Source organism: Levilactobacillus tangyuanensis (assembly GCF_003946545.1).
Lineage (GTDB): Bacteria > Bacillota > Bacilli > Lactobacillales > Lactobacillaceae > Levilactobacillus > Levilactobacillus tangyuanensis.
Genome location: NZ_RHOA01000003.1, coordinates 25,393 through 40,931, shown reverse-complemented (window position 1 = coordinate 40,931; position 15,539 = coordinate 25,393). Strand labels below are relative to the sequence as shown.

16 protein-coding genes are annotated in these 15,539 nt (G+C 50.0%); all 16 read right to left on the bottom strand.

Going from position 1 to position 15,539, the window contains the following annotated elements; all coding sequences use genetic code 11:
• Nucleotides 1-164: 164 nt before the first annotated feature.
• The gene (locus tag EKM96_RS03425) at nt 165-1,148 is read right to left on the bottom strand and encodes a ribose-phosphate diphosphokinase (protein ID WP_125639765.1); all 984 of its coding nucleotides are present in this window, start codon (nt 1,146-1,148) and stop codon (nt 165-167) included.
• A 94-nt stretch (nt 1,149-1,242) separates the two neighbouring features.
• Entirely contained in the window at nt 1,243-3,756 is a 2,514-nt protein-coding gene (gene recD2, locus EKM96_RS03420; RefSeq protein ID WP_125639762.1) for an SF1B family DNA helicase RecD2, read from the bottom strand.
• A 12-nt stretch (nt 3,757-3,768) separates the two neighbouring features.
• Entirely contained in the window at nt 3,769-4,452 is a 684-nt protein-coding gene (locus tag EKM96_RS03415; RefSeq protein ID WP_125639759.1) for a tetratricopeptide repeat protein, read from the bottom strand.
• Between the two features lie 8 nt (nt 4,453-4,460).
• On the bottom strand, nt 4,461-5,144 hold the full coding sequence (locus tag EKM96_RS03410; RefSeq protein WP_125639756.1) for a histidine phosphatase family protein: 684 nt from the start codon (nt 5,142-5,144) through the stop codon (nt 4,461-4,463).
• Nucleotides 5,145-5,242: 98 nt separating this feature from the next.
• Nucleotides 5,243-6,370: a tRNA 2-thiouridine(34) synthase MnmA gene (gene mnmA / locus EKM96_RS03405; RefSeq protein ID WP_125639753.1), complete on the bottom strand. Its 1,128-nt coding sequence runs from the start codon at nt 6,368-6,370 to the stop codon at nt 5,243-5,245.
• Between the two features lie 162 nt (nt 6,371-6,532).
• Nucleotides 6,533-6,877, bottom strand: coding sequence for a DUF1831 domain-containing protein (locus tag EKM96_RS03400; RefSeq protein ID WP_125639750.1), 345 nt, complete (start codon nt 6,875-6,877; stop codon nt 6,533-6,535).
• 1 nt (nt 6,878) lies between these two features.
• A complete protein-coding gene (locus EKM96_RS03395) occupies nt 6,879-8,003 on the bottom strand; it encodes a cysteine desulfurase family protein (protein ID WP_382336239.1) in 1,125 nt (374 codons plus the stop codon).
• 97 nt (nt 8,004-8,100) lie between these two features.
• Nucleotides 8,101-8,793 carry a 5'-methylthioadenosine/adenosylhomocysteine nucleosidase gene (locus tag EKM96_RS03390; protein ID WP_125639744.1) on the bottom strand — a complete coding sequence of 231 codons (693 nt, stop codon included), beginning with the start codon at nt 8,791-8,793 and terminating at the stop codon, nt 8,101-8,103.
• Between the two features lie 18 nt (nt 8,794-8,811).
• Nucleotides 8,812-9,111, bottom strand: coding sequence for a hypothetical protein (locus EKM96_RS03385; RefSeq protein ID WP_125639741.1), 300 nt, complete (start codon nt 9,109-9,111; stop codon nt 8,812-8,814).
• Nucleotides 9,112-9,120: 9 nt separating this feature from the next.
• Complete coding sequence (locus EKM96_RS03380; protein ID WP_125639738.1) at nt 9,121-9,663, bottom strand: NUDIX hydrolase; 543 nt, start codon at nt 9,661-9,663, stop codon at nt 9,121-9,123.
• A gap of 1 nt (nt 9,664) precedes the next feature.
• On the bottom strand, nt 9,665-9,895 hold the full coding sequence (locus EKM96_RS03375) for a cold-shock protein (RefSeq protein WP_061775882.1): 231 nt from the start codon (nt 9,893-9,895) through the stop codon (nt 9,665-9,667).
• Between the two features lie 149 nt (nt 9,896-10,044).
• A complete protein-coding gene (ileS, locus tag EKM96_RS03370; RefSeq protein ID WP_125639736.1) occupies nt 10,045-12,858 on the bottom strand; it encodes an isoleucine--tRNA ligase in 2,814 nt (937 codons plus the stop codon).
• Nucleotides 12,859-13,248: 390 nt separating this feature from the next.
• Nucleotides 13,249-13,962, bottom strand: coding sequence for a DivIVA domain-containing protein (locus tag EKM96_RS03365; RefSeq protein WP_125639733.1), 714 nt, complete (start codon nt 13,960-13,962; stop codon nt 13,249-13,251).
• A gap of 19 nt (nt 13,963-13,981) precedes the next feature.
• The gene (locus EKM96_RS03360; RefSeq protein WP_125639730.1) at nt 13,982-14,761 is read right to left on the bottom strand and encodes a YlmH family RNA-binding protein; all 780 of its coding nucleotides are present in this window, start codon (nt 14,759-14,761) and stop codon (nt 13,982-13,984) included.
• A gap of 22 nt (nt 14,762-14,783) precedes the next feature.
• Nucleotides 14,784-15,062: a YggT family protein gene (locus tag EKM96_RS03355; RefSeq protein WP_125639727.1), complete on the bottom strand. Its 279-nt coding sequence runs from the start codon at nt 15,060-15,062 to the stop codon at nt 14,784-14,786.
• Nucleotides 15,063-15,074: 12 nt separating this feature from the next.
• Nucleotides 15,075-15,506 (bottom strand): cell division protein SepF, encoded by a 432-nt coding sequence (locus EKM96_RS03350; RefSeq protein ID WP_125639724.1) that lies wholly within the window; start codon nt 15,504-15,506, stop codon nt 15,075-15,077.
• Nucleotides 15,507-15,539: the final 33 nt, after the last annotated feature.

Below are 15,539 nucleotides of genomic sequence, written 5' to 3'. Positions count from 1 at the left end.
CGTGTTTTCTTTAAAAGACCAAATTAGATTTATTTTCGTTTCTTAATTTCAAAGATAACATCGACCCACATCCTATTTTCAGGAAATCTATCCTGAAAACTTTGGGGTGACTTGTCAACCCAATAAAAAAGAGCCAACCTTTCCAGGTCAGCTCTCAGTCACTCTTATTGTCCTTGACGGTGAGGAACTCGTCCAAACAGCTTATCGACTGGTTGGTCATGGTAAATCAGGTCGATGGCATTGCCAAACAGTTCACCCACGGATTCAATCACGAATTTATCGGATTGTTTATCTTCGGGCAACTGAATCGAGTCCGTAATCACGACCTTCTTCAACACGGAGTCGTTAATCCGTTGCGTGGCATCACCAGAGAGAACGGCATGCGTGGCACAGGCATAGACATCCGCTGCCCCGGCATTCTTCAGGGCGTCCGCCGAAACGGTGATCCGAATCGCGGTATCAATAATGTCATCAACGAGGATGGCATGCTTGCCCCGAACATCCCCAATCACGGCTTCCGGTTGCGCGACATTTTCAGTATCGCTTCGGTTGTCCACAATGGCGATAGGTGCCCGCAGTAACTCGGCCAGGCGACGGGCCCGACTGACACCCGCATGATCGGGTGCGACGACAACGATGTCTTCATTCGCCAAGTTAGGATTCTTTTCAAAGTAGCTGATCAACAGCTGGTCACTTTGTAAATGGTCCACGGGAATGTCAAAGAATCCTTGAAGTTGGGCGGCATGCAGGTCTAAAGCGATCACCCGATCGACCCCGTCCATTTGCATCAATGAGGCAATCAACTTGGCCGTAATGGGTTCACGGGCCCGGGCTTTACGGTCAGCCCGTGAGTAACCGTAGTAAGGAATCACCACGTTAATCTTCGCAGCACTAGCTCGGCGTGCTGCATCCACCATGATCAATAATTCCATCAGATTGGTGTTGACCGGATCCGAGACTGATTGAATCAAGAAGAGTTCGTCGCCCCGAATGCTTTCATCAATACTAATTTGAATTTCACCGTCGCTAAAGTGATTAATCGTCGCTTTACCCAATTCAACCCCAGCAGCCTTAGCAATTTTTTCTGCCAACGGTCGATTAGAATTCAGAGCAAAAACTTTCATATTGCCAGCTTCGACGTTTTCCATAACAGCCTCCCAGTGGACTATCCACAATCGTTAATATTTTTCTGTCTTTATTATCGCAATCTTTGCTACGAAACGCAACGCTCACGCGACCAAATTAGGACGAATGACTAAATTGTTCCGGCGTGACGCCCTGCATCCCAATCATGGGGTCAATTGCCCCCGCCAAAACCAACGCCGTCGTCAACCGATAATCATGTGGCTCGGATACCGGTTCTGGGTCCTGCGTCACAGGCTCAGTTTCCGATGGCGTTGCCATCGCGTCACCGGTATCAGTCGCGGGAGCTGCCGGAACCGGCACCTCTTTGGCCGGTTCGTCCGGTGCCAGAACCTTCTGAATCCGCCCGGTGAGCGTGGTACGCCGGTTGACGGACAGATTGGTCACACAGGTCTCAAAGGCCTGCGGTTCTCCAACCAGAATCAACATGTCTGCCGCCCGCGTCACCGCGGTATAGAGCAGGTTACGCTGAAGCATGCGTTGAAATTGACTAACCATGGGCAGGATGACCAGCTTAAATTCGGACCCCTGCGACTTATGAATCGACATACAATAGGCCAGGGTTAATCGAATCCAATCTTGACGAGAATAAGTGACCTCAGTCTGTTCAAAGGCGATGGTTAATTGGTCCGTCTTCACATCGTTGTGCTTGTCACTAGCCAGATCAATCCCGGTAATGACCCCGATGTCACCGTTAAAGACATTATTTTCTGGGCTGTTAACGAGGTGCAGCACCTTGTCGCCAATCCGAAATTTTTGATTTCGAAACTCTACTTGCTTTTGCCGGTCATTTTCATGGGGATTCAGAATGTCCTGCAACATCTCATTTAACCGGTCGATCCCGGCGGCTCCCCGATACATGGGTGCCAGCACCTGAATGTCACTGGCCGAGAAGCCCTTGGCGTGGGCCTTCTGCACCACCTGTTGGATGACCGTCGCCACCTGACCAGCATGACAGGCGAAGAACGACCGGTCCGGTTGATTCTTCGTGAAGTCGGCTGGCAGGGTCCCCGCCTTAATGGCGTGGGCCAACGGAATAATCGATGACCCATCCCCTTGACGATAGATCGTTTCGAGTTGAATCTTCGGTAACTGATCGCTGGCCAGCAAGTCATGGAAGACCTGTCCAGGTCCCACCGATGGGAGTTGATCTTTATCCCCCACAAAGATCACTTGCATCCCAACCGGAACGGCTCGGAGCAAGGTCTTCATCAGATATACATCGACCATGGAAACCTCATCGACAATGAGTAACCCACCTTCCAAATCATTGGTCGCCGCCGCATCCAGATCGGTCTCCCGCCCGGTTAGGCCGAGCAATCGATGAATCGTACTGGCTGGAAGATTGGTTGTCTCACTCATCCGCTTGGCCGCCCGACCTGTCGGTGCCGCCAACAAGATTGGAAACGGTTGATCCTTGTATGAATTAATATCCAACGACACATCGTGAACCTTAGCGTAAAGGTTCACCAGACCACGGATAATTGTCGTTTTCCCGGTACCGGGCCCCCCGGTGAGTAACATCACCCTCGCCTGAATGGCCGCCTTGAGTGCCGCCATCTGTGAGTCATCATAATCGATTTCTAATTGTTTCTCAACGACCCGTAACTGCTTAGTCAAGGCCTTATCGGAGAAGCTCAGCGGCTCATCTGGGGCCTTTAACAGCCGTTGTAGGTGCTCGGCAATCTGCCATTCGGCATCGTATAGGCCCTTTAGGTAAATCCGCTGGTCGTCACCGACCACCTTCTGTTGTTTGGCCAGCGTTAACAGTTGGTCCGCCAAAATCTGGGGATCAAGGGCAACATTCCGGGAGTTTTCTAACAGCGCGAGGGTTTGACCTAGCAGAGGCTTGGCCGTTGTATAGGTATCCCCATTGGCCGCCGATAAATCCGTCAGCGTTTGTAGTAGCCCGGCCTGTAATCGTTCCGGCCGATCGGCCGCGTACCCCAGTTGGGTGGCAATCTGATCGGCTCGTTTGAAGCTCACCCCGCGAATATCTTCCGCCAACTGGTACGGATTCTCATGAATGACGTCTAGCGTTTTCTCTTCGTAACGGGCGTAAATCTCTGCCGCCAAACTACTCCCAAAGCCATAACCATTGAGCCCAATGATGATCTGTTCCATCCCATTATTAGTCTGCAGCTGGCTAACCAACATTGTCGACAATTTGCTCGATAAATGAAGTGGGGCTAAAACCGAACTGTCGGCCAAAATTTTATCGATAGCCTCGGCCCCCAGAGCAGTCACAATCTTGGTAGCCGTCTTCTTGCCTAAGCCAGGAAAATCATCCCCACTGAGGTAGGCAATCAACCCCTCCTTAGAGGTCGGGGTTTCATTTTGATAATTATCAGCCTGGAACTGCACCCCATACTTAGGGTGCTCAACGCGCTTACCGGTAAAGCGGTACTGCACGTCATCCTTTATATCCGCGAAGTTCCCGGTAACCACGATTTCATCCTCATGCCAATCGAGACTGGTCTCAGCAACCTTGACTAACATCACTTTATAAAAGCTATCATTGCTAGCAAAGAAAACCGCACTGACGGAACCCACCACGTAATCCGCTTGGTGGCCGTCGTCGCCCGCAAATAGATTGAGTGATTCGGTTGCCATAAACTGTCCCTCCTATTCTTTATCCGGATGTCGTTGCGTCTGCACAAATTTTTCAATATCGGCGAGACGTTTCTGTCCTTTTTCAAAATAACTTGGATCTTGTTGCTTGGCTAACGTGAAATAGTGGTTATACGCTTCGCCTTGAACCATCGCGACGAGGCCCCGGTCAAAGTTAGCGGCGCCGTTAGTGGGTTGTAACTGTAATAGCTGGTCGTAATACGTTGCTGCTTGGGCCATATTTCCCACTGCCAATAGATTACCAGCAACCACTTGCAGGGTCGCTGGATCTTCTGGTTGATTGGCTAAAGCGGTCAGCGCAAATGCCAATGCCCGCTTATGGTCACCGCTACCCATATAGCTCTGGGCAACCATCAGGTAGCCGGCGGCCTTTAAGTCCTGGCTCAACTGATCAAACTCGGCAATGGCCTTACCATAGTCCTGGGCGGCATAGTACACATTGCCCAGTCCATAGTGCAACCGCTCAACCACTTTTGGCTGGGCCTGAAAGAGTCCCAGCGCCTTCATCAGCAATTCCTCTGCTTGTGCGTAGGAATTGAGATCGACAAGGACCGTTGCCAATTCATAATAGGCTTCACTATTGCCTGGTTCTAACGTAATTTTCTGAACGAGTTCGTGAACCAATTGTTCAGAGCGTTGTTTATCTTGTTCACGACCATTGTTATTTTTATCTGTCATAACGTCTCCTATATCGTATCCGTGGGATCTGCGGCTTCTGTCAGAAAGCTGGTATCATTCCAGTCAATGAGCTGATAGGGCTTCCCCGGTGCCGTTTCTAAAATGGTCACACTCGTGTTTCGCAGGCCACCGCGGTGCCGCAGGTCGGGCAGCGGCGTGCCTAGCAAGGCATTGACCTCCGCATTTAGTGCTGCCCCATGACTGACCACTAACACATTATCTTTAGGATCGGGATTAGCCGCCACGATCGCGTCAATTGCGGGGGTCATGCGCTGAATCACCTCATCAAAGGTTTCCCCACCGATTCGGTCCGTGCTGTACTGGTCGGGATGATTGCGAAACCCATCGAGTTCCGCCGAAAACTGGGCTTGAACATCATCAAAGCGCATTCCCTCTAATTTTCCCAGATGAAATTCTTCGAGCCGACTCATCAGGGTTAAGGGAATCGTTTGGTCGAGTTCTGTTAGAATATGTTCCGCCGTCACTCGCGCCCGCTTAATCGGACTCGAGTAGACGTGTTGAAACGGCACTGCACGTAGGAACTGCCCCACTTGGACCATTTGCCGATAACTCTCATCGAGCAATGGTGAATCGCCGCCAGCCCCCTGAAAACGACCTTCTAGGTTCCACTGCGTCTTGCCGTGACGCACAAAGTATAATTTCAATTTAAAACAGCTTCCTTTCCGCGTCATACATACAGTCTATTATGCCAGTTTTACCCCGGATTTCAAAGAATTCTCGGTCAAAAAAAGCCCGGCAACGACGTTCATCGTCCCCGGACCCGTTTAAGTTAAATTAATTGTAATTCGCGTTCCCTGTTGTAGGCAGCGTCGATAATGGCGCTCCCAAGGCACTCGTCACCACTGTAGAAGACAACGGCTTGGCCCGGCGTAATTGCCCGAGCAGGGTCATCAAATTCCACCGTGACCTGTTGGCCATCCTCACTCAAGTGAACGGTCACGCCCGTATCCTTTTGCCGGTAACGGAACTTCGCCGTGCAATGGAAATCGGAACCGCGGTCAATCGTGTTCACCCAGTGAATGTCAGAAGCGGACAGATGGGTGGCATACAGGTGTGGGTTATGGTAACCCTTGCCGACGTAGAGCACGTTCTTCTCCAAGTCCTTACCGATAACAAACCAAGGCTCGTTATCAATACCGTCACCACCAATACCGAGGCCCTTACGTTGGCCAATGGTGTAATACATCAGGCCTGCGTGCTGGCCCTTCACTTCGCCATCAACGGTCATCATCTTACCAGCCTTGGCAGGTAAGTAATGGTTCAGGAAGTCCTTGAAGTGCCCCTTTTCACCGATGAAGCAGATCCCCATGGAATCCTTCTTCTCAGCGGTTGCCAGGCCTGCTTCCTTAGCAATTTCCCGAACCTGTGGCTTAACCAAGTCACCAATTGGGAACATTACCCGGTCTAATTGTTCCGTTGATAATTGACTCAAGAAGTAGGTTTGGTCCTTGTTCTGGTCAACGGCACGCATCAAGTGAGCATGACCATCTTCATCGCGAGTCAATTGTGCATAGTGACCCGTTGCAATGTAGTCAGCACCTAACTCGATAGCGTAGTCGAGAAAGGCCTTGAACTTGATTTCCTTGTTGCAAATAACGTCAGGGTTCGGCGTCCGCCCCTTCTTGTATTCATCCAAGAAGTAGGTAAACACACGATCCCAGTATTCCTTTTCGAAGTTGACTGAGTAATAAGGAATCCCAATCTTCGCTGCAACTTTCGCAACGTCCTTGTAATCCTCGGTAGCGGTACAGACACCATTCTCGTCCGTATCGTCCCAGTTCTTCATGAAGACGCCGACCACATCGTAACCCTGTTGCTTTAACCGCAAGGCCACGACGGAGGAATCGACACCACCACTCATACCAACGACAACCCGAATCTTACTGTTGTCCTGCATGGTATCACCATCATTTCTATCAGATTCTGGAGAATCTACGATTTGAAGGTCGCATAAATCCAGTATGGTTAATTTTACCCATTATACCGGTGTTTTGCAAGCCTGGTGTTCCCTCCCCACGAGCAAACAAAAAGCCCAGAAATTAATCCCGGGCTTAAGCAATTAGTCTTTAATTTGTAAGATTTCGCGATCGATTAGGTTCTGGAGAATAAAGTGATATTGTTCCACATTACCTTCAGCATGCGTCCCCTTGAAGATGTTGACACGGCTATTACCGGAGGCGTTCGTCGTGGCCATCTTGAAGCCACTCAGGTCCTTGGCAACCGTCACGCGTAACATCTGATTCTTATTATAGGGTGACGTTGGGTCCACGGAACGTGCCAACACGTAGTTGCCGGCATTCGAGATTTGAAACCCGACATCCTTCAAAGCATAGGACTTAATGTTGGGATGGAGTTCATAAGTATCCGTGTCACCATCGATTTTCATGGTTTTACCAAATAACATTCTACTTCACCTCGCTGTGAGAAAGTCTAGCCACAATTGCGGCCACATTGTCGACAAATGCCGAGATTTCGGCGCTCGTCGTCTGCCGGCCAAAGGACAACCGAATTGATTCGGCAATCCGTGGACTGTCGGCACCAAACATGGCGGTCAGCACGTGTGAGGGTTCAATTGACCCGGCCGTGCAAGCCGAGCCACCGGAAACGGCGATGCCCGCCAGGTCCAGGTTGGTCTGCATGACATAGGTCGAAATACCCTTGATCCACAAATTCAGGACGTGCTCGAGGTTCTCCCCTTCGAGAGAGCCGTTAATCTCAAAGTCCACGCCTTTATCGCGTAGGCCTTGCACAACCTGGTTCTTGAAACCATGGAACCGTTCGCGCTTCTCAGCCTTAGCCTCGGGCGTTAAGATCTTAGCGGCAGTCGCAAAAGCAGCAATAGCAGGCACGTTCTCGGTCCCAGCACGCCGCTTCTCTTCTTGGTCGCCACCCTTGATCAAGCTTGGGAAGTTAACCCCTTCGCGCTTATACAGGAACCCAATCATCTTGGGCCCATTGATCTTGTGAGCGGACGTTGACAACATGTCAATATGGTCGCGGTCAACATCAATGTCTAGCGATCCATAGGCCTGAACGGCATCCGTATGGAACCACGCTTGATGGTCCTGCAAGATTTCACCGATCTCATGGATCGGCATGCGACTCCCGACTTCATTATTGCCCATCATGATCGTCACCAAAATGGTCTCGTCATCGAGGGCTGCCTTGAAGTCGTCAAGGCTGATCCGACCGTACTCGTCAACCGGCAGATAAGTCACGCGGAATCCATCTTCTTCGAGGGCATGAAGCGGCCGTAGCACGGCCTCATGTTCGATTGCCGTGGTAATAATGTGCTTCCCCAACGCCTGGCGGGTATGCGCCGTTTGGGTAATCGCCGTGTTATCGCTCTCACTCCCACCACTCGTGAAAATAATCTCCTCATCGCTGTCGGCATGAATACTGTCGGCAATGACCTGACGACTGTTTTCCATGAGCGTGTGGGACTGACGGCCAAGACCGTAAAGGGTTGACGCGTTGCCATAGACATTGGCCAACTTATCCGTCATCTCGGCCAAAACCTCGGGCGCCATGGGCGTCGTGGCAGCATTGTCCAGGTAGATCTCCTGGGCAGTCTGATTGTTATCTACATGAACCTCTTGCACCTTTAAAACCTCCTGAATGAGCCCGCTAGTTCTGATCGGCTAGCAGGGCCAGTAACATCTGTGCGGAACGGTGGCCCGCATCAATAATAAAGTCATCAAAATCAACGCCAGAATTGTTATCGGCATTGTCAGACATGGCCCGAACAACGACGTAAGGGATGTCAAATTGGTGGGCAACTTGACCAACGGCGGCCCCTTCCATTTCACCAGATAAGGCATCTGGGAAGTGTTCAAGGATCGTCTTGGCCGCGGTTGGGCCATTAAGGAATTGGTCACCGGAAACGATCAAGCCTAACTTGGTCGTCAGACCCGTTTCACTCGCCGCTGCCACAATCGCTTTGCCCCATTTTTCGGAAGCCGTGAAGCGAGCGGGTTGTTGGGGTAATTGGCCATATTCGTAGCCAAAGGCCCGGGCATCAGCATCGTGATACGCCGTCTCCGTAGAGACCACAACATCCCCGATCTTGAGACCGCCGGCTAAAGCCCCGGCAGACCCGGAATTGATGACCAGATCAACGTTGAATTGCGTAATTAATAAGGCGGTCGTTAAGCCAGCCTCAACTTTACCAATCCCAGAGCGAACCATCACAACTGCTTGGTCGTTGATGGTACCTGAATAAAAAATGATCCCGTGAATATCTGTCGTTTTAGGGTCGTCAAGGGCTTCACGGAGTTCCTTGATTTCTTCTTCCATGGCGCAAATAATGCCAAATGTCATGCTAAATTTCCACTCCTCTTAGTCCACAAAAAATAAAATCGCGTAGACCACAATAATTAATAGTACCAGCCAAAAAATGGCCCAGTTCAACCGTCGGCCCAAGCGCTGTTGCTTATTGTCAACGGGCTTTACCCGTTGATCGCTGTCGCCTGAGTCATCAGCCGGCAGCGAACCGCCGTGGGTCCGCGCATACTCCTTTTCAACCTGAACCCGCTTTCGGTCCCGTTCTTGAAAGTCTTTCTCCGCTTGTTCTTGTTCACGCCGATAGTCGGCCCGGGTCTTTGGCCGGTCGTTGTCACGTTCATCATCTGAATGCATTGCGCTCACCTACTTCTGTAATAGCCAGTAATAGATGGCCGTAATTGTTTTGGCATCGTTAATCTCACCACTCGCGATCATCGCTTGTGCTTGATCCTTGGTGACGGTTAACAACTCCAGATTTTCCCCTTGGTCCCGGGGCAACTTCGTGGTAACGGGCGTTAAATCCGTCGCCAAAAATAGCGTCATGTATTCATCGGAAAAACCGACGCTAGAATAAAAACCAGTAATTCGTTTTAATTGGCCGGGTTGGTAACGAATCTCTTCGTTTAATTCACGAATCACGGCGTGTTCCACATCATCGGCATCCCGGCTGTCCAACTTTCCTGCTGGGATCTCCAAGGTTGCGGCCGCGATCGGTGCCCGCCATTGTCGTTCCAAAATCATTTTATTATCGGCCGTCAATGCCAAGACACCCACGGCGCCAGAATGACGGACAATTTCTCTGGCGGCTTGGTCACCATTTGGTAAACGGACTTGTTGGCGTTCTAGTTTGACAATCACGCCGTCATAGAGGACTTCGGTTGATTCAACGTGTTCTTCTAAGTCCATGTTAAACCTCCTCGGTCGACCCAGTAACCACTGGTGTTACCTTTGCCGCTTGGGGGCCACGTTTGCCTTCGACAATCACGAACTGGACCGTTTGACCAGCCTCTAATTTACGGAAACCTTCGCCTTCACCAACGATGCCAGTGTAATAGACAAAAATGTCGCCATCTTCAGGGGTGGTGATGAAACCAAACCCCCGTTGTTCGTTATAACTTTTTACTTTACCGGTTAACATGGTATTCCCTCCCATACATAGCACAAATTATACTCGCTTGACTGGTCGACCGCAAACGATGGTTCTCACAACTCTTTTCCGACAGTGATCGAAAAAAAGCGGCCAGGACAATGTCCTGACCGCTCGCCCAAAAATTTGGGTCGGTTACATTATTTTTCTTCAAAGCCTTCGGTCGCCGTTTCAGGATAATTTTCCCGAACAATCGCGGCACAGCGGGCACAGAAGTGAGGGTAATCCGAATCGCTCCCCACGTCTTCCTTCGTCAAACGACAGCGTTCACAAACCTCACCAGCCGCTGACGTTACCTTAACGGCTAGGTGATCAAAGCTTAGGGCATCTGCTGGTGCAGCGTCTAAGTCAGCCACATCCAAGCCAGAAACCAATAAGATTTGTTGCACATCAACGTTCAAGGTGTTCAGCAGGTCCTTGGTTTCAGCATCTAGATACAGGTCCAGGTGAGCTTCGGCAGCCTTCCCAATGAGCTTAGCATCCCGTGCTTCTTCCAGCGCCTTCAGAACGTGACTCCGTAAGGTCATGAAGTGATCCCAGGCGGACTTGTGGTCATCGTCTTCAACTTCCACACTGTCACTCATGTCCAATACAACTGGCATCTCTGCTAATTGAACGAAGTCTTCTGGTTCCTTCAAGAAGCCCCAGATTTCTTCCGCAGTATGTGGCAAGATTGGCGTAATCAGCTTCGTCAATGACACGGCGATTTGATAGAAGACCGTTTGCATAGACCGACGAGCTGGACTGTTTTCGGCCTCGATGTACAAAACATCCTTGGCGAAGTCCAGGTAGAACGCAGACAGATCCGTCACAACAAAGTTGATCAATTCCTTGTAGATGTTCAGGAAGTCAAAGTTGTCGTAATGGGCCTTCACACTCTTGGTGAACTCGTTAAGCTGATACAACATGTGACGGTCAACCGTTGTCAATTGGTCGAAGTCGACGGCGTCCTTTTCAGGATCGAAGTCACTGGTGTTGGCCAACAGATAACGCATCGTGTTCCGGAGTTTCTTATAGCTATCGGAAATCTTAACGAAGGCCTCGGTTGAAACCCGGATGTCGGCCGATGAGTCCACGGAAGCGACCCAGAGACGAACGATGTCGGCCCCCATCTTGTCGATGATTTCTGAAGGCGCAATCGTGTTGCCGAGTGACTTGGACATCTTGTGGCCGTCCTTGTCCAAGGTGAACCCTTGGGACACGATTTGCTTGTATGGTGCCTTACCAGTAGCGGCAACACTCGTAATCAAACTAGAGTTGAACCAGCCACGGTATTGGTCGGAACCTTCAAGATAAAGATCGGCTGGGAAGTCGAGGTAATCCCGTTCGGCCAAGACACCTTGATGTGAGGAACCGGAATCGAACCAAACGTCCATGATGTCGGCTTCCTTGGTGAATTCACCATGAGGTGAGTGTTCACTTGTGAAGCCTTCTGGTAATAGATCCTTAGCTTCACGCTTGAACCAAATGTTGGACCCATACTGACCAAATAAGTCAGCCACGTGGTTGACCGTTTCTGGTGTGATGATTGCCTCGCCATCTTCACCATAGAAGATTGGTAGCGGCACGCCCCAGACCCGTTGACGGGAGATAACCCAGTCGCCACGGTCCTTAATCATGTTTTCCAAACGACGCTTGCCCCAATCTGGTTGGAACTTCACATCCTGTAAGGCATCTAAAATTTCGTCCCGCATCTTATCAACCGAGGCAAACCATTGTGGTGTCGCCCGGAAGATCACGGGCTTCTTCGTCCGCCAGTCGAATGGATAACTGTGTTCATAAGGCATGTACTTCAGTAAGGCGTTCGAATCCTTCAGCTTGTCCAAAGCAATTTGGTTAGCATCTTCATAGAAGACACCATCAAAGTCGGGACCAGCTTCCTCGGTCATATACCCTTGGTCGTTGACTGGTACGATGACTGGTAAGTGATATTGTGCACCAACGTTGAAGTCATCTTCACCAAGACCTGGCGCGGTATGCACCAAACCCGTCCCTGAGTCAGTCGTGACAAAGTCACCAAGCATAACCAGTAGCTTACGGTCAGCAATGAATGGGTGTTGGGCCGTAATGTTTTCCAAATCTTGACCCATGACCGTCTTCAAGACTTTAACGTCTTCCCAGCCAAACCGCTCAGCATTCTCGTCAACCAATTCCTTAGCCAGAAGGAACTTACGGTCTTCGCCGGCTGGTTGAACAACAGCATATTCAATCCCAGCATCGATCGTGATTCCTTCTGAAGCAGGGATCGTCCATGGGGTCGTCGTCCAAACGACCATGTAGGTGTCATCATCTAAGACACCCTTGCCGTCGACCACTTTTTCACCATAAAAAGCAGATGGTGACGTCACATCATGATATTCCACTTCGGCTTCCGCCATTGCGGATTCGGATGACCATGACCAGTAAACAGGCTTCTTACCCTTGTAGATCAAGCCACGTTTGGCAAATTCACCAAACACCCGAACTTCGGCGGCCTCGAACTCTGGCTTCAGCGTTAAGTATGGATTATCCCATTCGGCGGAAACACCCAGGCGCTTGAAGCCTTCGCGTTGTAAATCAACCTGTTTCAACGCATATTCACGACAGAGATCACGGAAATCAGCCGTAGACATCTTCTTTCGATCGTAACCAGCCTTGGTCAATTGTTGTTCGATTGGCAAACCATGCGTATCCCAGCCGGGAACATAAGGAGCCCGAAAGCCATTCATAGACTTGTACCGAACGATGATATCCTTAGAAACCTTATTCAACGCATGACCCATGTGGATAGGACCATTGGCGTAAGGAGGGCCATCGTGCAGAATGAAGGTTGGCTTCCCCTCATTTAATTTTTGTCGGGCTTCATAAAGCTTGTTTTCTGCCCACAGACTTTGCCGTTCAACTTCCTTAACCGGCAAGTTACCGCGCATTTTGAATTTGGTCTTACCCAAGTTCAACGTGTCTTTTACTCGCATACTGTTTGTCCTCCTTGAATTTTTAATCGGTTGGTGAACCGGTGAGCTCAGGTTGTTACTTGCCTCAGCTCACCGGTCAACCGGACCTGCTTAACTATCTATGTTCTTGATTCTTTTCGACTGACCATTTACAGCTTCATGATGACTTCCGGTCTAACAACAAACAAAAAGACTCCGCCCCAGCAGGGACGAAGTCATTCGTGGTACCACCCAAATTCGGAAAGTGTCGCAACACCTTCCCTCGGACGCCGTAACGGGGCAGACCGTGACAACTTAATTTGTTCAGTCATCAACTCATGAGAATGATACCAGATTAAAAAGTTACGGTGTCAGCCTTGCACTGTCGCTGACTCGCTCGAACCGTCTTTTTAAGGGCGCGTTTCTCTAGCTTTATTTATCGTTATTGTGGTCGAAATGGGGATCATCGTTGTCTGGGAAGATAACGACCGTTTCGCCATTGTCGTCGGCAGCATCCGTAACCGGTGCTTCAGCAACCGGTTGGTCTGTGACGTCAGCTGTCGCTGAATCAGAGTCTACGCCTTGAGCAGCCGCATTGTCAAGCCGGTCACCAACGACCTTCTTGATTTCTTCGTAGCTCGACATGGACCCTTCCTTCAACAGGCTGTCCCAATCGTTAGACTTAACCACTTCCAACTGGCTTTCAAGCATCACTTGGAGCCGTTGACGGAAGACCCGCGTACTCTTCTTCAAGTCGTCGGTTTCAACGGCCAACTTCTTAGCCCGCTTGGAAGCTTCTGCCATAATTTGATTGCCCTTGTTCGTGGCTTCGGAAACGATGTCGGAACTTTGCTTTTGGGCTTCACGAATGATGATTTCGGATTCCTTTTGGGAATTAGCCTTAACCTTATCTGCGGCTTCTTGAGCAACCAAGATTGATTGATTCAAGGAGTCCTTCAGATCGTTAAAATACTTCAACTTTTCGTTGGCAGCATCGAGCTGTTCTTCCAAATCCTTGTTGTTATTTAACGTAATTTGGTAGTCCTTGATGACTTGATCCAAGAAATCATTGACCTCGTCAACATTGTAACCCCGCATCTTAGTTCCAAATTCTTTATTATGAATATCTAATGGACTTAATACCATAACCCTGTTACCTCCGCATCTATTTCTTCAGCACCGCTAAGGTGACCCGAATCTTATCTTTTTTGGTTTTGCCTGCGACTTCATCCAACCGAATTCGACCGAACCCACGGACGGAAACGATATCCGCCACGTCAAGGTCGTAATCTGGCTTCTGAGTCTCGGCCCAGTTGATTCGTACTCGGCCCGCCTCAATTAACTCCTTGGAACGGTGCCGGGACAAATGAAATCCGGTCCCAACAATATTGTCTAACCGTAATGACGTTAGGGTCGCACTCTCACTCTCCCACTCATTCATGGGCACGACCAAGTCCGCCAGGGCCATCGGCTTCAGTCGGGATTTAACCTTTCCGATCCGATCGACCTGACTCACCAGGTAATCCGCCATGGATTGTTCGGTGATCACTTGCCACCCTTCACCATCGGTCAAAATATCGCCTAAAACTTCACGTTCAATGCCAGCACCCAGTAAGGTTCCCAGAACCTGACTGTGATGCAGTCGAGCAAACTTCAGTGGATAATCCACCTTTAGAGCCGCCAGTTCAAAGTCGGCAGCCTCCGGTTCATAGTAATCCGGGTAAAATAATCCACGCCGCATCTCGGCACCAGCATGTCCACCATCAAAGCGAATATGTAAGTCGGCTCGATGAGCCAACGTGGTTGCAATATAAATCTGACGAGGATTCAAGAAATGGGTAAGAACGGGGCGATATTCATCTTGAACCTGTTGAATCCAACCACCGACAGCATCAATAAATGGCCCTTCATCCGGCCGGAAATGCTGTGTAATATTCTCATCCAATCAAGACACCCCCTCACTGATATCACATGTGTGTTATGACAATTTGTGCCAAAAATCTTAGGCCATTCTGAACGATCGACAGCACGATAATGGCCGCGATCGGCCCAAGGCCAATGGGACCAACCGAAATAAAATCAAAGTATTGCAAGAACGGCAGGACTAGCCGCCCGACGATTTGACCAAACTTGGATTGATACCCCCCTGGCAACCAGCTGAGCAAGGCCCAAATCACGATAAGCACCGTATAAGCGCTCACCAGCCAGATCAGTGCCTGAAAGATTAAACCTACAATTTGTACCACAACGTCGCTCCTTTATTGCTTGAACTGAGTGCCTAAGTTAGCTGCAACGTCTCCGCTAACCTCAAAGTTATGCGGCGCACAGAGAAAGATTTGTTCTCCAATCCGCTGGATTTCGCCACCCACGGCATAGGCCGTGCCGTTTAAGAAATCCACGATTCGTTGGGCCTGGGTTTCATCAACCCGGGCGAAGTTCACGATAACCGCGTCTCCCGCCGTGATTCGCTTGGCGATGGACTTGGCATCCGAATAGATTCGTGGTTCGCAAATTGCAATGTGACTCGTGTTGGGCTTGGCTGAATGCATCGCAACCACCTTCCGACTATCAACTGGTCGACTAGGAGCTGCCGGTGCTGGCTTCGCTACCGGAGCTGGATCGTCCTGGTAGTCTTCGTCATAATCATCGTTCATTCCAAAAAACTTGCTTAGACTAAACTTCTCCGCCATCGTTAGCCACTCCTCTCAATACGCATTCAAGCA